The organism is Clostridioides sp. ZZV15-6597 (assembly GCF_020657815.1).
Lineage (GTDB): Bacteria > Bacillota > Clostridia > Peptostreptococcales > Peptostreptococcaceae > Clostridioides.
The window spans coordinates 38,876-57,435 of sequence record NZ_JAGWCT010000012.1 but is presented as its reverse complement, the minus strand read 5'-3'; the positions used below and the strand labels follow the sequence as shown (position 1 = coordinate 57,435).

19 protein-coding genes are annotated in these 18,560 nt (G+C 30.0%); all 19 read left to right on the top strand.

Features of this window, described 5'->3' with window-relative positions; genetic code table 11:
* Nucleotides 1–9: 9 nt before the first annotated feature.
* The 19 genes from purF (at nucleotide 10) to csrA (ending at nucleotide 18,554) form a co-directional block, all read left to right on the top strand.
* A complete protein-coding gene (purF, locus tag KGF52_RS04915) occupies nucleotides 10–1,377 on the top strand; it encodes an amidophosphoribosyltransferase (protein ID WP_227827803.1) in 1,368 nt (455 codons plus the stop codon).
* Nucleotides 1,371–2,447: a phosphoribosylformylglycinamidine cyclo-ligase gene (gene purM / locus KGF52_RS04910; RefSeq protein ID WP_227839325.1), complete on the top strand. Its 1,077-nt coding sequence runs from the start codon at nucleotides 1,371–1,373 to the stop codon at nucleotides 2,445–2,447. Before purF ends, purM begins: the two co-directional genes overlap by 7 nt.
* Nucleotides 2,441–3,034 (top strand): phosphoribosylglycinamide formyltransferase, encoded by a 594-nt coding sequence (gene purN / locus KGF52_RS04905; RefSeq protein ID WP_227434636.1) that lies wholly within the window; start codon nucleotides 2,441–2,443, stop codon nucleotides 3,032–3,034. Before purM ends, purN begins: the two co-directional genes overlap by 7 nt.
* Entirely contained in the window at nucleotides 3,027–4,559 is a 1,533-nt protein-coding gene (gene purH / locus KGF52_RS04900; RefSeq protein ID WP_227839324.1) for a bifunctional phosphoribosylaminoimidazolecarboxamide formyltransferase/IMP cyclohydrolase, read from the top strand. The genes purN and purH overlap by 8 nt, the downstream gene beginning before the upstream one ends.
* 10 nt (nucleotides 4,560–4,569) lie before the next feature.
* The gene (gene purD / locus KGF52_RS04895) at nucleotides 4,570–5,820 is read left to right on the top strand and encodes a phosphoribosylamine--glycine ligase (protein ID WP_227827800.1); all 1,251 of its coding nucleotides are present in this window, start codon (nucleotides 4,570–4,572) and stop codon (nucleotides 5,818–5,820) included.
* Between the two features lie 24 nt (nucleotides 5,821–5,844).
* A complete protein-coding gene (locus KGF52_RS04890; RefSeq protein ID WP_227839323.1) occupies nucleotides 5,845–9,651 on the top strand; it encodes a phosphoribosylformylglycinamidine synthase in 3,807 nt (1,268 codons plus the stop codon).
* A 202-nt stretch (nucleotides 9,652–9,853) separates the two neighbouring features.
* Nucleotides 9,854–10,726: a dTDP-4-dehydrorhamnose reductase gene (gene rfbD / locus KGF52_RS04885; RefSeq protein WP_227839322.1), complete on the top strand. Its 873-nt coding sequence runs from the start codon at nucleotides 9,854–9,856 to the stop codon at nucleotides 10,724–10,726.
* A 109-nt stretch (nucleotides 10,727–10,835) separates the two neighbouring features.
* Nucleotides 10,836–11,705, top strand: a complete 870-nt coding sequence (gene rfbA, locus KGF52_RS04880) for a glucose-1-phosphate thymidylyltransferase RfbA (protein WP_227839321.1) — start codon at nucleotides 10,836–10,838, stop codon at nucleotides 11,703–11,705.
* A gap of 49 nt (nucleotides 11,706–11,754) precedes the next feature.
* Nucleotides 11,755–12,312: a dTDP-4-dehydrorhamnose 3,5-epimerase gene (gene rfbC / locus KGF52_RS04875; protein ID WP_227839320.1), complete on the top strand. Its 558-nt coding sequence runs from the start codon at nucleotides 11,755–11,757 to the stop codon at nucleotides 12,310–12,312.
* Between the two features lie 35 nt (nucleotides 12,313–12,347).
* Nucleotides 12,348–13,331 (top strand): dTDP-glucose 4,6-dehydratase, encoded by a 984-nt coding sequence (rfbB, locus tag KGF52_RS04870; RefSeq protein ID WP_227839319.1) that lies wholly within the window; start codon nucleotides 12,348–12,350, stop codon nucleotides 13,329–13,331.
* A gap of 38 nt (nucleotides 13,332–13,369) precedes the next feature.
* On the top strand, nucleotides 13,370–14,038 hold the full coding sequence (locus KGF52_RS04865) for a lytic transglycosylase domain-containing protein (RefSeq protein WP_227839318.1): 669 nt from the start codon (nucleotides 13,370–13,372) through the stop codon (nucleotides 14,036–14,038).
* An 8-nt stretch (nucleotides 14,039–14,046) separates the two neighbouring features.
* On the top strand, nucleotides 14,047–14,475 hold the full coding sequence (locus KGF52_RS04860) for a YaaR family protein (RefSeq protein ID WP_227839317.1): 429 nt from the start codon (nucleotides 14,047–14,049) through the stop codon (nucleotides 14,473–14,475).
* Between the two features lie 23 nt (nucleotides 14,476–14,498).
* Nucleotides 14,499–14,813 (top strand): FliM/FliN family flagellar motor switch protein, encoded by a 315-nt coding sequence (locus KGF52_RS04855; protein ID WP_227452094.1) that lies wholly within the window; start codon nucleotides 14,499–14,501, stop codon nucleotides 14,811–14,813.
* Nucleotides 14,814–14,964: 151 nt separating this feature from the next.
* Nucleotides 14,965–15,240, top strand: a complete 276-nt coding sequence (gene flgM / locus KGF52_RS04850) for a flagellar biosynthesis anti-sigma factor FlgM (protein WP_227839316.1) — start codon at nucleotides 14,965–14,967, stop codon at nucleotides 15,238–15,240.
* A 4-nt stretch (nucleotides 15,241–15,244) separates the two neighbouring features.
* Nucleotides 15,245–15,661: a flagellar protein FlgN gene (locus tag KGF52_RS04845; protein ID WP_227839315.1), complete on the top strand. Its 417-nt coding sequence runs from the start codon at nucleotides 15,245–15,247 to the stop codon at nucleotides 15,659–15,661.
* A gap of 17 nt (nucleotides 15,662–15,678) precedes the next feature.
* Entirely contained in the window at nucleotides 15,679–16,989 is a 1,311-nt protein-coding gene (gene flgK, locus KGF52_RS04840) for a flagellar hook-associated protein FlgK (RefSeq protein WP_227839314.1), read from the top strand.
* A gap of 18 nt (nucleotides 16,990–17,007) precedes the next feature.
* Entirely contained in the window at nucleotides 17,008–17,940 is a 933-nt protein-coding gene (locus tag KGF52_RS04835; protein ID WP_227839313.1) for a flagellar hook-associated protein 3, read from the top strand.
* Between the two features lie 15 nt (nucleotides 17,941–17,955).
* Entirely contained in the window at nucleotides 17,956–18,348 is a 393-nt protein-coding gene (gene fliW, locus KGF52_RS04830; protein WP_227839312.1) for a flagellar assembly protein FliW, read from the top strand.
* Nucleotides 18,342–18,554, top strand: coding sequence for a carbon storage regulator CsrA (csrA, locus tag KGF52_RS04825; RefSeq protein WP_095892764.1), 213 nt, complete (start codon nucleotides 18,342–18,344; stop codon nucleotides 18,552–18,554). The genes fliW and csrA overlap by 7 nt, the downstream gene beginning before the upstream one ends.
* The last annotated feature ends 6 nt before the right edge of the window (nucleotides 18,555–18,560 follow it).

The window sequence follows — 18,560 nt, the reverse complement described above, 5'->3', positions numbered from 1 at the left end:
GGCAAATGTATGTGTGGAGTTTTAGGGATTTACTCTAATAAAGATGTAACTAAAGAACTATATTATTCTTTATATTCTATGCAACACAGAGGGCAGGAAAGCTGTGGTTTAGCTCTTTTAGATGATGGAGAAATTAAGTACAAAAAAGATATGGGATTAGTTGGAGATGTTTTTAAGGAAAGTGAATTATCTAAGTTAAAAGGAAATATAGGTATTGGACATGTTAGATATTCAACAGCTGGAGGAAGTCATGTTTCTAACTGTCAGCCTTTAGTTGGAAGTTGCAGAAAAAGACAATTAGCTATAGCTCATAATGGAAATCTAGTAAATGCAAATTATTTAAAAGATATGCTAGAAGAAGATGGATATATGTTCCAAACTAATTCAGATACAGAAGTAATTTTATATATACTTGCAAGATATTACAAAGGTGATATAGTAGAAAGTTTAAAAGTAACAATGGACTATATCAAAGGTGCATATGCTCTTGTAATAATGAGTCAAGATGAATTGGTTGCAGTTAGAGACCCACATGGATTTAGACCTCTTGTACTTGGTAAAAAGGGTGATGAATATATATTTGCATCAGAAAATTGTGCAATAGACATACTTGGCGGAGAAGTTGTAAGAGATGTAGAGCCAGGAGAAATAATAGTAGTTAAAGATGGCGAATTAAAATCATATTTTTACTCAGAAAATTATAAACCAGTTAAGAAAAGTTGTATATTTGAACACATATACTTTGCAAGAAATGATGCAACTATAGATAATGTAAATGCATATGAATTCAGAATTAAATGTGGGGAAAGATTAGCTCAAGATGAAAATGTAAAAGCAGATGTAGTAGTTCCAGTTCCTGATTCAGGTTGGCCAGGGGCTATTGGTTATGCAAATGCTAGTGGATTAAAAATAAGTGAAGGTCTAGTTAAAAATAGATATGTAGGAAGAACATTTATAAAACCTACACAAGAGGAAAGAGAAATAGCTGTAAAAATAAAACTAAATCCTCTTTCAACAGTAATAAAAGGAAAATCTATAATTTTAGTAGATGATTCAATAGTAAGAGGAACTACATCTAAACAGTTAGTAAAATCTTTAAGAGAAGCAGGAGCAAAAGAAATTCATCTTAGAATAACATCTCCTCCAGTCGCTTACTCTTGTTATTATGGAATAGATACTCCAAATCGCTCTAAGTTAATTGCATCAAGTAACAACGTAGAAGAAATGAGAGAATATATTGGATGTGATAGTTTAAAATTCCTAGATATAGAAGGAATGTTAGATGCAGCAGAACATAAGTCTACTTTCTGTAAAGCTTGTTTTGATGGAGAATACCCAGTTAAAAAAATTGATAAGGAGGAACTACTTTCATGTTAACATATAAAGAATCAGGTGTAGATATAGATGAAGGAAATAGAGCAGTAGACCTTATAAAAGGGAAAATTAAAGGAACTTATGATGGAAATGTAGTTGGAGATTTAGGAAACTTTAGTGGATTATACAGTTTAAAAGATTTTGTAGGAATGAAAGAACCAGTTTTGCTTGCATCTACAGATGGTGTTGGGACTAAGTTAAAAATAGCTCAAATGATGGACAAGCATGATACTGTTGGAATAGATTTAGTTGCAATGTGTGTAAATGATTTAATATGTCAAGGTGCTAAGCCATTATTTTTCCTTGATTATATAGCTCTTGGAAAATTAGTTCCTGAGCATATAGAAAAAGTAGTTGGCGGAATAGCAGATGGTTGTAAGATGTCTGGTTGTGCACTAATTGGTGGAGAAACTGCTGAAATGCCTGGAATGTATGGAGATGATGATTATGATTTAGCAGGATTCTCTGTAGGTATAGCAGACAAAGAAAAGATTGTTTCTGGAAATGATGTTAAATCAGGAGATGTATTAGTTGGTATATCTTCAAGTGGAGTACACAGTAATGGATTTTCTTTCATAAGAAAGATATTCTTAGAAACTTATGATTATAAGATGGAACAATATGTAGAAGAACTAGGAATGACCGTTGGGGAAGCACTTTTAACACCAACTAAAATATATGTTAAGTTAGCTTTAGATGTATTAGCTAAACATGATATAAAAGCTATAGCTCACATAACTGGTGGAGGGCTTATAGAAAATATAACAAGAGTTATACCTAAAGGATTAGGATTAGATATAAATAAAAAATCTTGGGAGAAACCTCCTATATTCAAAATGATAGAAGGTTTTAATGCTGTAGATGAGAGAGAACTTCATAAGAGTTTTAACATGGGTATTGGACTAGTTTTAATAGTAGATAAAGAAAATGCCAACGATGTTGTAAACTTTATAAATAATAGAGAAAATGACAATGCTTCTTATGTAGATAAAAAGTATAGTGAATTATTAGAAGATAAAGCATATATAATTGGTGAAGTAGTAGATAGTCATGAAGGTGTAGAATTATGCTAAATATAGGAGTTTTAATATCTGGTGGAGGAACAAATTTACAAGCAGTTATAGATGGTACTGAGTCTGGAAAGATAAAAGGTCAGGTTAAAGTAGTTATCTCAAGTAAGCAAGATGCTTATGGTTTAGAGAGAGCTAAAAATCATAACATAAAGGCAATTTGTGAAACTAATGAAGACAAGATAATAGAAATTCTTAAAGAAAATAAAATAGATTTAGTAGTTTTGGCTGGTTATTTAAAAATAATCAGCCCAAAGCTGGTTAATGAGTTTAGAAACAAAATGATAAACATACATCCATCATTAATTCCTTCATTTTGCGGAGCTGGATTCTATGGAGAAAGAGTCCATCAGGGAGTAATAGATTATGGGGCTAAAGTAACTGGTGCTACAGTTCATTTTGTGGATGAAGGTGCTGACACTGGACCAATAATAATGCAAGATGTAGTTAAGGTAAATCAAGATGATGATGCAAAAACACTTGCAAAAAGAGTGTTAGAAGTTGAACATAGGATTTTGGAAGAGAGTTTAAGTCTTTTTTGTGAAAATAAATTAAAACTTCAAGGTAGGAGAGTGTTTATAAATGAGTAAGAGAGCTTTAATAAGTGTAACTGACAAAACAGGTGTAGTTGAATTTGCTAAAGAATTAAATAAGCTAGACTATGAAATTATATCTACAGGAAATACTTTTAAGACATTAAAAGAAAATGGAGTTAATGTAATGCAAGTTGAAGATGTTACAAACTTCCCAGAAATATTGGATGGAAGAGTAAAAACATTAAATCCATATATACATGGTGGAATACTTTACAAAAGAGACAAAGAATCTCATGTAGAAACTGTAAATGAACATAAAATACATTCAATAGATTTAGTAGCTGTAAATCTATACGATTTTGAAGGAACTTTAAAAGCTGGAAAAAGCCACGATGAAATGATAGAAAATATAGATATCGGTGGACCATCTATGATACGTTCTGCTGCTAAAAACTATAAAGATGTAATAGTAGTAGTAGATATAAAAGATTATGATTCTATAATAGAAAAATTAAAAACAGACACAATGACATTAGAAGATAGAAAAAAATTATCATATAAAGCTTTCTCAACTACAGGAAGATATGATGCTTTAATATCTAGCTATTTTGCTGGAGAAGTAGGAGATACATATCCTGACATATTAAATTTAACTTTCCAAAAAGAACAAACTTTAAGATATGGAGAAAATCCACATCAAAATGGTTTCTTATATTCACAATCAAATGCAAAAAATCCAATCTTAAATTATGAACAACTAGGTGGTAAAGAACTTTCTTTCAACAACTTAAATGATTTACATGGTTGCTTAGAAGTTATGAGAGAATTTAAAGATAGTGAAGACGTAGTTTCAGTAGCTATAAAACATGCTAATTCATGTGGTGTAGGATTAGGAAAAGATGCTTTTGAAGCATATACAAAATGTTATGAAGCAGATAAAGTATCAATCTTTGGTGGAATAGTAGGAATAACTTCTACTATAGACAAAGCTACAGCAGAGAAATTAAATGAAATATTCTTAGAAATAGTAGTAGCATACGATTTTGAACCAGAAGCATTAGAGATACTTAAACAAAAGAAAAATCTAAGAATCTTAAAATTAGCTAAGATAGAAAATAGTTTACAACCATATGAAATGAAATACTTAGATGGAAAATTATTGATACAAGATAGAAATAATATATTAGCAGAAAAAAGCGAAAATGTAACAAAAGCAAAACCAACAGATGAACAACTTAAAGATATGGAATTTGGTATGAGAGTAGTAAAAAACATGAAATCAAATGCAATTGCAATAGTAAAAAATGGTCAAACTCTAGCTTTAGGTTGTGGACAAACATCAAGAATTTGGGCATTAAAAAATGCTCTTGAAAACAATAAAGATAAAGATTTTACAGGAGCTGTTTTAGCATCAGATGCATTTTTCCCATTTGATGATTGTGTAACATTAGCTCATGAATATGGAATATCAGCAGTAGTTCAGCCAGGTGGCTCTATAAAAGATAAAGATTCAATAGAAGCTTGTGATAAGTATGATATGGTTATGGTATTTACAGGAATAAGACACTTCAAACACTAAGGAGGATATTATGAAGATATTGGTTGTAGGCGGTGGCGGAAGAGAACATGCTATATGCTGGAAATTAAGCAATGAAAAAAATGTAGAAAAAGTTTATTGTGCGCCAGGTAATGCAGGAATCGCAAATGTAGCAGAATGTGTAAATATAGGTGATACTGATGTAGAAGGACTTTTAAAGTTTGCCAAGGATAACAACATAGGTCTAACAATAGTAGGTCCAGAAGTACCACTAGTTATGGGAATAGTAGATGAATTTGAAAAAGAAGGTTTAAGAGTATTTGGACCTAATAAAAAATGTGCTCAACTTGAAGGAAGTAAAGCTTTTTCAAAAGATTTTATGATAAAGCATAACATACCTACTGCAAAATATAAAGAATATACAAACTTAGAAGAAGCTATATCAGAAATAGATAGCTTTGGGTATCCAGTAGTAATAAAAGCGGACGGATTAGCTGCTGGAAAAGGTGTTGTAATACCTGAAAATAGAGAAGATGCTATAGCAACTTTAAAAGAAATGATGTCAGATAAGAAATTTGGAACTGCTGGAGATAAAATAGTAATTGAAGAATTTTTAAAAGGTATAGAAACTTCCATCTTGGCATTTGTAGACAATGATACAATAGTTCCTATGGCAAGTGCAAAAGACCATAAAAAGGTAAACAATTATGAACAAGGACCGAACACAGGTGGAATGGGAACTTTTTCACCTAGTGAAATCTATACAGAAGAATTAGCAAATAAAGTAAAAGAAACAGTACTAGAAAAAACATTAGAAGGATTCAAAAAAGATGGACTTAACTTTAAAGGTATTTTATTTGTTGGTCTTATGATAACTGATGATGGAGAGAAAGTACTTGAATATAATGTAAGATTTGGAGACCCTGAAACACAATCTGTTTTATTTAGATTAGAAACAGATTTACATGAAATAATGGAAGCTATACTTGACAACAAGTTAAAAGACATAGAAATAAATTATAGTGATGATGAAGCTGTATGTGTTATGCTTACATCAGGAGGGTATCCAGACAGTTATGAAAAAGGAAAAGTTATAACTGGTCTTGAAAATTTGGATGATGATATAGTAGTATTCCACAGTGGTACTAAGATGCTTGATGGTAATTTAGTTACTAATGGAGGAAGAGTAATTGGTATAACTGCAAAATCAACTACAGTTAAGGATGCAGCAGAAAAAGTTTATGAAAATATAAAGAAAGTAAACTTTGAAGGGATGCACTATAGAACAGACATAGGAAGATAATTTTTCTAAAATGGAGGATAAGGTATGTTGAATACTGAAAATAAAGACTCAATGGTTAGAAGAGTACTAGTTGAAAAAAGAGAAGGTTTTGACCTTGAGGCTAAAGCTTTAAAAAAGGATTTAGTGGAAAGTTTACACATAAGTAGTATAGAAGATTTAAGAATATTAAATAGATATGATGTAGAAGGAATATCAGAAGATGTTTACGAAAATGCAGCAAAGACAATCTTTTCTGAGCCAAATCTAGATGTAGTATACTATGAGGAAATACCAGAATTAAATGGAGAAAGAGTATTTGCAATAGAATTCCTACCTGGTCAATATGACCAAAGGGGTGACTGGGCAGCTCAATGTGTCCAAATAGTAAATCAAGGTATAAGACCTGCTATCAATACAGCAAAGGTTTATATATTATCAGGTAAAATAACTGATGAAGAATTTAGCAAAATAAAAGATTACTGCATAAATCCAGTGGATAGTAGAGAAGCATCTTTAGAAAAACCAGAAACATTAAAAATGGAAACTGAGATACCAACATCAGTTGAAATATTAGATGGATTTATAGATTTAAATGAAGATGGATTAAAATCATTTGTAAGTGACAAAGGGTTAGCAATGACTTTAGGAGACTTACAACATGTTCAAAAATACTTTAAAGATGCAGAAAAGAGAAACCCAACTATAACAGAAATAAAAGTTTTAGATACTTATTGGTCTGATCATTGTAGACATACTACTTTTATGACTGAAATAGAAAATGTAAAAATAGAAGATGGTAAGTTTAATGATATAGTAAAAGAAGCGTATCAAATGTATCTTAACTCAAGAGACAATGTATATGTAAACAGACACAAAGATATATGCTTAATGGATATAGCTACAGTTGCAGTAAAAGAATTAAAGAAAAATGGTAAGTTAAATGATTTAGACGAAAGTGAAGAAATAAATGCATGTAGTATAAATGTAGATGTTGAAGTTGATGGAAAGATGGAAAAATATTTAGTAATGTTTAAAAATGAAACTCATAACCATCCAACTGAAATAGAGCCATTTGGTGGAGCAGCTACTTGTTTAGGTGGAGCTATAAGAGACCCATTATCAGGAAGAAGCTATGTTTATCAAGCAATGCGTGTTACAGGAAGTGCTGACCCAAGAACAACTTTAGAGGACACTTTACCTGGAAAGCTTATGCAAAGAAAAATAACTACAGAAGCAGCTCATGGATATAGCTCATATGGTAACCAAATAGGTCTTACAACTGGACAAGTTGCAGAAGTATATGACGAAAACTTTGTTGCAAAGAGAATGGAAATAGGTGCGGTTATAGCAGCAGCACCAAAAGAAAATGTAGTAAGAGAAAGACCTGAAGCAGGAGATGTAATAGTTCTTCTTGGAGGAAAAACAGGAAGAGATGGCTGTGGAGGTGCAACTGGTTCATCTAAAGAACATAGTGAAGAGTCAATATTAACTTGTAGTGCGGAAGTTCAAAAAGGTGATGCTCCTAACGAAAGAAAAATACAAAGATTCTTTAGAAATAAAGAAGTTGCTCAAATGATAAAAAGATGTAATGACTTTGGAGCAGGAGGAGTTTGTGTTGCTATAGGTGAGATTGCTGATAGTTTAGATATAAATTTAGACTTAGTTCCTAAAAAATACGATGGACTTGATGGAACAGAACTTTCAATATCAGAATCACAAGAGCGTATGGCAGTAGCTATAAAAAAAGAAAATAAAGATAAATTTATACAATTAGCTGTAGAAGAAAACTTAGAAGCTACACATGTAGCTACAGTAACTGACACAGGATATTTAAGAATGTTCTGGAATGGAAAGGCAATTGTTGATATAAATAGAGAGTTTTTGGATACAAATGGAGTAAAACAAACTACTGATGTTCATGTTGCTAAAGTAGATGAAGAAAATACATTCTTTGCTTCTAATGAAATAGTAAAAGATGTTAAATCTGCAAGTATGAAAGATAAATTTACAAAAGTATTATCAGACCTTAACGTTTGTTCTCAAAAAGGATTAGTAGAGATGTTTGATAATACAATTGGTGGTAATACAGTACTTATGCCATTTGGTGGAAAGTACCAAGCTACTCCAACTCAAGGTATGGTTGCTAAGATACCAGTTCTTGGTGGAGAGACTAATACTTCTACAATAATGACTTATGGATATAATCCAAAAGTAGGAAAATGGAGTCCATTCCATGGAGCTTTATATGCAGTAGTAGAATCTGTATGTAAATTAGTTGCTATTGGAGGAAATTACAGCACAACAAGACTTACATTCCAAGAATACTTTGAAAAACTTGGTAACAATCCAGAAAAATGGGGGAAACCATTCTCAGCACTTTTAGGAGCATTTTATGCACAAAGTAAGTTTGAGATACCTGCTATAGGTGGGAAAGACAGTATGTCTGGTACATTTAAGGACATTGAAGTTCCACCAACATTAGTTTCATTTGCTGTTGATACAGTAGACGCTAAGAAAGTAGTATCTCCAGAATTTAAAAAAGCAGATTCAAAAGTAGTAATGTTATGTGTAAATAAATCAGAAAATGATGTTATAGACTTTGAAGAATTAAAGAAAAACTTAGATAAAGTAAGAGAACTTATACATGGAAATAAAGTTTTATCAACATATGCATTAGGATTTGCAGGTGTGGGAGAAGCAATAAGTAAAATGGCTTTTGGTAACAAAATAGGATTTAAGTTTAGTGAAGAAGCTGAAAAAGTATGTACAGATGATAAATTATTTGAAGCTAGTTATGGAAATATAGTACTTGAATTAGCAAATGATGATTTGAGCATGTTAGATGAATATAATTACATAGTGCTTGGAAGTACAGTTAAAGATGCTAGTATATTCATTAAAGGCGAAGAACTTTTATTAGATGAATTATATAAAGCGCATTGTAGTACTTTAGAGCCTATATTCCCAACTAAAACAGAAGAAGTAAAATCAAAAATAGAGACTATAAGCTATATATCACAAGGAGAGGCTAAAAAATCATCATTAAGTATAGCTACTCCAAGAGTATTTATACCAGCATTCCCTGGAACAAACTGTGAATACGATTCTGCAAGAGCATTTGAAAGAGCAGGGGCTAATGCAAATATAAGAGTATTTAAGAATTTAACTTATAAAGACATAGAAGATTCTATAGATACAATAGTGAATGAAATAAAATCTTCTCAAATAATAATGTTACCAGGAGGATTTAGTGCTGGTGATGAGCCAGATGGTTCTGGTAAATTTATAGCTACTGTATTTAGAAACCCTAGAGTTCAAGAAGCTATAAATGAGTTTTTAACTCAAAAAGATGGTCTAATGTTAGGTATCTGTAATGGATTCCAAGTGTTAATTAAGTTAGGTTTAGTTCCATATGGAGAAATAAGAGTTCCAAGTGAAAGTGCACCAACACTTACTTACAATAATATTGGCCGTCATCAAGCTAAGATTGCTAGAACTAGAATTTCATCTAATAAATCTCCTTGGTTAGCTCAAACTAATGTTGGAGATATTCACAATATAGCAATTTCTCATGGAGAAGGTAAATTTGTTGCTAGTGAAGATGTTATGAGAGAATTAATTGCTAATGGACAAGTAGCAACTCAGTATGTTGATTTTAATAATGAAGCTACTTATGATATTGAGTTTAATCCAAATGGTTCATTCTATGCTGTTGAAGGTATAACTAGTGCTGATGGTAGAGTGTTTGGTAAAATGGGACATTCTGAGAGAATTGGTGGGGAAGTATTTAAGAATATCATAGGTGAAAAAGACCAAAAGATATTTGAATCTGGAGTTAAGTATTTTAGATAGGATTCTGATAATTAATTGGTAATTAAAACATATATTTTAAATATTTAGACTTAGAGAGATGTAATAATATGATGATAATCATTTGATATTACATCTCTTTTTTACTTACATAAAAATATATTCTACGCAAGTCAAAATATAAGCTATGTTATAATTAATTATTAAGAGGAATTGAATATTTACTGGAGGATGAAAATAATTAATGAAAATATTAATAACAGGGTCTAATGGCCAATTAGGAAAAGAATTGGTCAACCAATTAAAATCAATCAATCAAAGTATGAATCAACCAAAATATACTATATTAGCTACAACAAGAGATGATTTGGATATATCTAATCAAATTAATGTAGATGATTTTATTTTATATAACAAACCTGATGTAGTTATAAACTGTGCAGCATACACGAAGGTTGATGTATGTGAAGATAATATAGAAATTGCATATAAAATAAACGCATTAGGAGCAAAAAATCTAGCAATCGCATCAGAAAGAGTTAATGCTAAACTTGTTCATATATCAACTGACTATGTATTCAATGGTTTTTCTAAATATCCATATAGAGAAGATAATAAAACTGAACCTAATTCTGTGTATGGAAAAAGTAAACTTATGGGAGAAAAATTTGTGGAACAATTCTCACATAAGTACTTTATATTGAGAACAGCATGGCTATATGGTGATGGGAATAATTTTGTAAAGACTATGATAAAACTTTCTTTAGAAAACAAAGAAGTTAATGTGGTTAATGACCAGTTTGGAAGTCCAACAAGTACAGTAGACTTAGCAAAGGTTATAATAAGAATCATGGAGACAGAGAATTATGGAGTTTATCATGCCACCTGTGAAGGTCAATGCAGTTGGTATGATTTTGCTAAAAAGATATTTGAATTAAAAAATATAGATATAAAAGTAAATCCAATTAAAAGTAGTGATTTTAAAAGTAAGGTTCAAAGGCCACAATACTCTGTACTAGATAATTTTATGTTAAAATTAATAGGATTAAATTCGTTTAGAGTATGGGAAGAGTCTATTGAAGAGTATCTAAAAGTATATGACATAGATAGGAAATAAATATACTGATTGTAGAAAATAAAATAAGATATTACATAAAATATAAATATTTCTTTTATTTATCCGATAATCATAATATGACAAAAACAATTTTAAGGATGGAATAAATATGAAGGGAATTATTTTAGCAGGAGGGTCTGGAACAAGACTATATCCTATAACAAAATGTATATCAAAACAAACACTTCCAATATATGATAAACCAATGATATATTATCCTATGTCAGTTCTTATGTTGGCAGGGATACAAGATATACTAATAATATCCACACCAAGAGATATAACAGCATTTGAGGAACTATTTGGAGATGGAAGTTCATTAGGACTTAAAATAACATATGCAACTCAGGAGAAACCAAATGGGATTGCAGAAGCATTTATAATAGGAGAAGAATTTATAGGAAATGATAGTGTATCTCTTGTATTAGGTGATAATATATTTTATGGGTATGGATTTAGTGAAAGATTAGAGAATGCAGTTAAAAGAACTGGAGCAACTATATTTGGATATCATGTTAGTAATCCAAATGCGTTTGGTGTTGTAGAATTTGATAAAGATTTTAATGTTTTATCAATAGAAGAAAAACCTAAAATACCTAAATCTAATTATGCTATACCAGGGTTATACTTTTATGACAATGATGTTGTAGAAATAGCAAAGCTTGTTGAACCATCAGATAGAGGTGAATTAGAAATAACTTCGATAAATAATGAATATTTAAGAAGAGGAAAATTAAAGGTAGAACTTCTAGGAAGAGGTATGGCTTGGCTTGATACTGGTACACATAAAGGTCTATTAGATGCTTCTAACTATGTAGAAGTGGTTCAAACAAGACAAGGATTGTACATAGCATGTCTAGAAGAGATTGCATATACAAAAGGATACATAAGTAGAGAACAATTAATGAAATTAGCCAAACCACTGATAAAAACTGAGTATGGTCAATATCTATTAAATTTGGCTAGTGAAGATATGTAATTATGGTAAATAAAATTTATTATAAATTTTATTAAGGGAGTTTGTTATAATGGGAAAATTTAATTTTATAAAGACAAAAATAGACGGATTATATATAGTCGAACCAAATGCGTTTTGTGATGAAAGAGGATATTTTATGGAAAGTTACAATAAGAAGGATTTTATGGAGCAGGGTCTTGATATGTGTTTTATTCAAGATAATGAGTCTAGCTCGAGAAAAGGTGTTTTAAGAGGAATGCATTTTCAAACTAAATATCCTCAAGGAAAATTAGTCAGAGTTACAGAGGGAGAAGTTTTCGATGTTGCAGTTGACCTAAGAAAAGATTCACAAACATTTGGAGAGTGGGAAGGAATAATACTGTCTGATAAAAATAAAAAGCAACTTTATATTCCAGAAGGATTTGCACATGGATTTTTAGTTTTATCAGAAAAAGCAGTATTTAGTTATAAGTGTACAAATTATTATTACCCAGAATTTGAGAGTGGTTTTATATGGAATGATAAGCAAATATCGATTGAGTGGCCTTTACAAGGAATTGAAGAACTATTCCTATCAGCAAAGGACAAAAAACAAAAAAGTTTTAAAGATATTTGTATAGAACGTTAATAAAATTTATTAGAATTAACATTTAGGAGAAAAATATGAAAAAAATACTAATAACTGGAGGAGCAGGATTTATTGGAAGTAATTTTGTACATTATATGCTTAATAAGTATGTAGATTATTTTATTGTTAATCTAGACTTGTTGACTTATGCTGGTAACTTGGAAACATTAAGAGAAATACAAGACAAGCCCAATTATAAATTTGTTAAGGGAGATATTTCAGATAGAGAACAGGTATATAATTTATTTGAAGAAGAAAAATTTGATATGGTTGTTAACTTTGCTGCTGAATCTCATGTGGATCGGTCAGTTGAAAATCCACAATTATTTATCCAAACAAATATTATAGGAACTCAAGTGCTTCTAGATGCATCTATGAAATATGGAGTAAAAAGGTATCATCAGATTTCTACAGATGAAGTCTATGGTGATTTACCAATTGATAGAAAGGATTTATTTTTTACAGAACAATCTACTATCAATCCAAGTTCTCCTTATTCAGCCTCTAAAGCATCAGCAGATTTATTGGTGAACTCTTACTATAGAACATATGGCTTGCCAACAACTATATCTAGATGTTCAAATAATTATGGACCATATCATTTCCCTGAAAAATTAATACCTATTATGATTTTAAATGCCTTAGAAGATAAAGATTTGCCAGTGTATGGTAATGGAGAAAATGTAAGAGATTGGTTATATGTATACGACCATTGTACTGCTATAGACTTAATAATACATAAAGGTAATATAGGTGAGGTTTATAATATAGGTGGTCATAATGAAAGAAGTAATATAGAAGTAGTAAAAACTATACTAAATCTTTTAGGTAAATCTGAGGATTTAATATCCTATGTAAATGATAGACCTGGTCATGATTTAAGATATGCTATTGATCCATCTAAAATAGAGAATGAGTTAGGTTGGAAGGCAAAATATGATTTTGATTCAGGTATAAAAGAAACAGTTAAATGGTATATAGAGCATGAATATTGGTGGAAATCTGTTCTATCAGTTTAGATTGGATGTTTATAAAATTTAGAAAGGGGAGTTTTATATTGAATGAGATAAGTTCATTAATTAATATATTGGCATTGACTCAATTATCTGGTAGCAACACTACAAATCAGTGTAACTGTACATATAATAATTCATCTGGATTTGATATGATTATGATGACATTGTTAAAAGGATTGTCACAAAATAATCAACAGACTTCTAATGGATATAATTTATTGTCTAATTCTGAAAATTTATTTAACGAGCTTGATAATGTAGTAAATAATACAGCTAGTAGGTTTATAGATGTTGATACAAAAGATAAAAATGTAAAGTCAAGAATTGAAAATGCTGTAGAGCAAGCATCAAATAAATATAATGTGGATGCGAATCTTATAAAAGCAATAATTAAAGTTGAATCGGATTTTAATCCAAATACTGTATCTTCTGCTGGTGCGAAGGGTCTTATGCAACTTATGCCAGAAAATTGCAGAGATTTGGGTGTTACAGACCCTTTTAATATAGAGCAAAATATAGATGCTGGAACTAGACACATTAAGGAATACATTGATATGTTTGGAGGGAGCATAGAAATGGGATTAATGGCATATAATGGTGGTCCTGGAAGGATGAAAAGTAGAGGGGTAGAATCAATTTCTGACTTGTATAAAATGCCAAAAGAAACACAAAATTATATTCCTAAGGTTATGAAATATTATAGAGGGTAGGCTTTATTATGGGTATAAATATAGATAAACTAAACATAAGTCCAAGTAGAAATATAGAGGTTAAGAAACTGAAAGAAAATAATAAATTTTCTGATAATTTAAACTCTGTAAAACAATCTTCTTCAATAGAAGATATAAAACGAAATCTGGAAAGTGTAAAAAAGGCAGGGGAAAGGCTTGTACTTACTCAAAACTATAGCGATATTAGTATATATAAAAATGCAGTAAAAGAATACCTAAAATCTGTTGTAGATAACATGTATTCACTTGATAAAAATAGTAGCTTTTGGGAGCATCAGTATTATAAGAATGTAAAGATTGTTGACAATAAACTTGAGGATATGACTAGTAAGTTACTTAGTGAAGAAAAAGAAAACATAGATATTGTTTCTACTGTTGATATGATACAAGGCTTGTTGATAGATATGTATAGATAAGGTTATACAAGGAGAAAAGTTTTATGAATAGCAAAAAAGAGGATATATATGAATTGAATTTTGGGCAACTAATAGAAGAAAAGACTGGTGTTATAGAAGAAAATCAAAATGTTTTTAATGCAAAAGTAAACGTAGCTGTTTCTATAGGAAACACAACAGAAACAATAAAAAAAATATTAGATTTAAAAGAAGGCTCTATAATAAAACTAAATAAGAATGTGGATGAAAAATTAGATATATATGCAAATGATAGATTGTTTGCTTATGGAGAAAGCATTATTACAAATGAGAAATTATCTGTAAGATTATCTAAAATAGAAGATTCAGATATAAATTAGCATTTTAAATAGTATCCCTTTAGGCTATTCTGTATGAGTTTAGCTAAGGGGATATTTTTATAAAAAATTTAAAATATGCTTGAATCATATAAATGTTTTTGTTTTCTGAGCGATAACTAAATTATAAGTATGTAATTTTGGAGGTGAAACTATGGATATTAAAAATGTAAGTTCAAATATTGTAGTGAATAATTATTTAAAGAATACATCAGGTGTAAAAAAAGTGGAAGAGGTTCAAAAAACTAGTAAAACAGACAAGATAGAGCTATCTAAATTTGCAAAGGAAATGGCAAGTGTATCAAATATGAGTGATGAGACTATTAGAAATAAAAAAATCGATGAAATAAAAAATGCATTGGAAAATGGAACTTACAAAATAAAACCAGAAGAAATTGCGAAAAAAATGATAGAGGATATGCGAGGATAAAGTCATGATTGCAGACTTAAAAGTTATAATATATGAAGAAAAAAAGATACTTAGTAATATGATGGAATTATTAAAAGAACAATTTGATTATATAGTTGTAAAAGATATAGAAAATTTAAATAGGTTAAATCCTAAGCTAGAAGATATTAGTAGAGAACTTGCATCTATAGAGATAAAGAGAAGACAACTTTTTAGTGATGATATTTCAATGAGTGAAGTTGTTGAAAATAGTAATGATGAATATTTAAAAGAAATATATACAGACTTAAAGCACATTATTGCTTTAGCTAAAAATCAACAAGAATCAAATGATTCTCTAATAAAGAAAGAACTTATTTTTACGAAAAAAATGATTAATTTTATAAAACCAGCTGATAAACAAATTACAACTTATAATTCTTATGGAAATATTAGAAAATAAATATTGGGAGGAGAAATATGGCAGGATTATTTTCCATTTTAAATACAGCTAATTCAGGAATGAATGCGCATCAAAAATCAATACAGACAATTTCTCATAATATAAGTAATCTAGATACAGAAGGTTATTCTAGGCAAAGGACAGAATTTGCCACAAATAGTCCGATGTATATGCCTAGTTTGAACAATGCAATTGGAAGAGGTCAATTAGGTACAGGTGTACATGTAACAAATGTAACAAGGGCTAGAAATAGTTTTTATGATTATCAATTTAGAGCAGAAGCTCATAAATATGGTAATACAGTTTCAAAGTATGACTATTATAATACTATAGAAACTATAATAAATGAACCATCAGATTATGGTATATCTGCAGGTATAGACGACTTTTTTAAAGGATGGGAATCATTAGCAAAAGATATCAATAGTGATAGTAAAAAAAGTCTAGTGGTAGAAAATGCATCAAATCTAGCAACTTTAATAAGTGAGAGTTATAAGAAACTTGATAAGTTAAAAGGAGATATAGATGATAATATAGACTCTGAGATAAAACAGATAAATGACATGTTAAAAAGTCTTGAAGATTTGAATAAATCTATTGATGTTATATCTGGTTCTGGCTCTACTCCAAATGATTTGCTTGATGAAAGAGATAGAATATTAGATGACTTAAGTTTTAAATTAGACCTTGAAAATGGTGATGTTAAAAGTATGCTTGCAGATGGTAAATTAGAACTTAATGAATTAAAAAATGCAGATGGAACTTGGAAAACAGGTGTATCAGGAACCTTACAAGGCTTGTTTGAGATGCATGGTAAGATTGATACATATAAAAGCGATTTAAAAGACGTATCTGATGGATTAGCTAAACAAATAAATGATGTTTATAATACATCTGCTGGAATAACAGTAACAGATTTTTTTATAACGTCAAATGTAGCTGGTGAAGATATCATAAAGGTAAATCCAGCTATAAAGAGTAACCCAAATGAATTAAAGCTTACTGCTGATGAGGCTTCAAAGATTGCTAAGCTAAAAGATGAAAAAATAGATATTGGGGCAGTTGGTGGAAAAGTAAGTACAATAAGTGACCACTATAAAGCTTTTGCAGAAGTAGTAGGTTTAGATTCTAAAAAGGTGAATCAAGATGAAGTGAATCAACGTAAAATTATAAATAATATTGATAGCTCACGAATGAGTGTTTCTGGTGTATCTTTGGATGAAGAAATGACAGAGCTTATAAAAGTACAACGTTCCTATCAAGCTAGTGCAAAAGTTATGTCAACAGCTGTGCAACTGTTGGATGTTGTAATAAATGGAATAATTTAATAGAAGGGGGAATTTATAATGAGAGTTAGTACAGGTATGATGTCTAGCAGTTATCTAAACTCGCTACAAGATAATCTACAAAGATTAGATAAGGTTAATAGACAAGTTAATACAACAAAAGAAATAAACAAACTATCCGATAATCCATATAAAGCAATAAAAATATTGAACTCAAAAAGTGAAATAAAAACTATGGAGACTTATGTTGAGAATTGTAAAGATACAGCAAGTTGGTTAGAGACTACTGATACTTCATTAGATCAGCTTGGAAAGTTGTTGTCAGATATAAAGAAAAATTTAGTAGCAAGTGGTGATGGTGCATATTCAGAGGATGAACTAAAGACTCTTAGCAACTCAACTAATGAAAAAATGAAAGAAATTGCAAATGCTTTAAATGCAACACATGAAGGAAAATACATATTTTCAGGTTCAAATACAGGTGTACCTCCTGTTGAATGTATAGATAATGCTGATGGTTCAGTGAGTTTAAAGTTTAATTCTAGTCTAAATCTTAATAAATTAAATGACTCTTTGAGTATGGATATAGCTCAAGGAATAAGTGTAGATTATAATGTTAAATTGAGTAGTCTTGGATTTGACCCAACACAGGCTGACCCCTTTAAAGAGTTAAATAATATATCAAAAAAATTAGCAAATCCAGATGCTGATGCTATAAAAGAGCTGACAACAACTTGTTTAGGTGACATGGAACAACTAATAGAAAATACAGTAAATGTTAGGTCTATATATGGTACAAAAGCAAATACAGTAGAGGCTATGAAGGAAAAAAATGATGATAGTTTGATACAATTGAAGGATATTTTATCGCAAAATGAAGAGATAGATTATGGAGAAAAGCTTGTTCAATTAAAGGCAGCAGAATTAACTTATCAAGCTTCTCTACAAACAGGAGGAAAGTTATTTAATGTATCTATATTAGATTACATATAGTAAAATAACGCATATATGATGAAAGTTACATTGAAAAAAGGTATACTAGGATTTGAAAATCTAAGAGAATATGAACTTTTAGATATAGAAAATAATGATATTTTAAAAGAGTTTAATTCTACTGAGGAAGATTGTATAGGATTTATTGTTGTATCACCATTTGAAATTATTAAAGAATATGAGATAGTCTTAAATCAAGATACAATTGAAAAACTAGAAGTGAAATCTCCAAATGATATTATGTTATTGAACATAATCACTCTTGGACAGACGCTTGAAGAATCAACTGTGAACATGAAAGCTCCTATAGTAATAAATGTAAGAAATAATTTTGGAATGCAAATAATTTTACAGGATGAGAAATATTCAATAAGGCATCCATTACTGAGAGGTGATGGTGGATGCTAGTCATTTCAAGGAAAAAAGATGAAGCAGTACTTATAGGAGAGAACATAGAAGTCAAAGTTGTAGGAGTAGATGGAAATAATGTCAAACTAGCCATATCAGCTCCTAACAATATAAATATACTAAGAAAAGAAATATATGAGAAAGTAAAGAGTGAAAATATAAAGGCTACAAATAAAAATATAAAAATTTTAAAATCATTAAAATAAAATTCT

What these genes read in the sequence shown, in the direction of transcription:
- rfbC (WP_227839320.1), top strand. Translation starts at nt 11,755, where the DNA reads ATGGGAAAATTTAATTTTATAAAGACAAAAATAGACGGATTATATATA.
- KGF52_RS04860 (WP_227839317.1), top strand. Translation starts at nt 14,047, where the DNA reads ATGGGTATAAATATAGATAAACTAAACATAAGTCCAAGTAGAAATATA.
- flgM (WP_227839316.1), top strand. Translation starts at nt 14,965, where the DNA reads ATGGATATTAAAAATGTAAGTTCAAATATTGTAGTGAATAATTATTTA.
- purD (WP_227827800.1), top strand. Translation starts at nt 4,570, where the DNA reads ATGAAGATATTGGTTGTAGGCGGTGGCGGAAGAGAACATGCTATATGC.
- KGF52_RS04845 (WP_227839315.1), top strand. Translation starts at nt 15,245, where the DNA reads ATGATTGCAGACTTAAAAGTTATAATATATGAAGAAAAAAAGATACTT.
- KGF52_RS04835 (WP_227839313.1), top strand. Translation starts at nt 17,008, where the DNA reads ATGAGAGTTAGTACAGGTATGATGTCTAGCAGTTATCTAAACTCGCTA.
- KGF52_RS04890 (WP_227839323.1), top strand. Translation starts at nt 5,845, where the DNA reads ATGTTGAATACTGAAAATAAAGACTCAATGGTTAGAAGAGTACTAGTT.
- purN (WP_227434636.1), top strand. Translation starts at nt 2,441, where the DNA reads ATGCTAAATATAGGAGTTTTAATATCTGGTGGAGGAACAAATTTACAA.
- purH (WP_227839324.1), top strand. Translation starts at nt 3,027, where the DNA reads ATGAGTAAGAGAGCTTTAATAAGTGTAACTGACAAAACAGGTGTAGTT.
- csrA (WP_095892764.1), top strand. Translation starts at nt 18,342, where the DNA reads ATGCTAGTCATTTCAAGGAAAAAAGATGAAGCAGTACTTATAGGAGAG.
- purF (WP_227827803.1), top strand. Translation starts at nt 10, where the DNA reads ATGTGTGGAGTTTTAGGGATTTACTCTAATAAAGATGTAACTAAAGAA.
- KGF52_RS04855 (WP_227452094.1), top strand. Translation starts at nt 14,499, where the DNA reads ATGAATAGCAAAAAAGAGGATATATATGAATTGAATTTTGGGCAACTA.
- flgK (WP_227839314.1), top strand. Translation starts at nt 15,679, where the DNA reads ATGGCAGGATTATTTTCCATTTTAAATACAGCTAATTCAGGAATGAAT.
- rfbB (WP_227839319.1), top strand. Translation starts at nt 12,348, where the DNA reads ATGAAAAAAATACTAATAACTGGAGGAGCAGGATTTATTGGAAGTAAT.
- rfbA (WP_227839321.1), top strand. Translation starts at nt 10,836, where the DNA reads ATGAAGGGAATTATTTTAGCAGGAGGGTCTGGAACAAGACTATATCCT.
- rfbD (WP_227839322.1), top strand. Translation starts at nt 9,854, where the DNA reads ATGAAAATATTAATAACAGGGTCTAATGGCCAATTAGGAAAAGAATTG.
- purM (WP_227839325.1), top strand. Translation starts at nt 1,371, where the DNA reads ATGTTAACATATAAAGAATCAGGTGTAGATATAGATGAAGGAAATAGA.
- fliW (WP_227839312.1), top strand. Translation starts at nt 17,956, where the DNA reads ATGATGAAAGTTACATTGAAAAAAGGTATACTAGGATTTGAAAATCTA.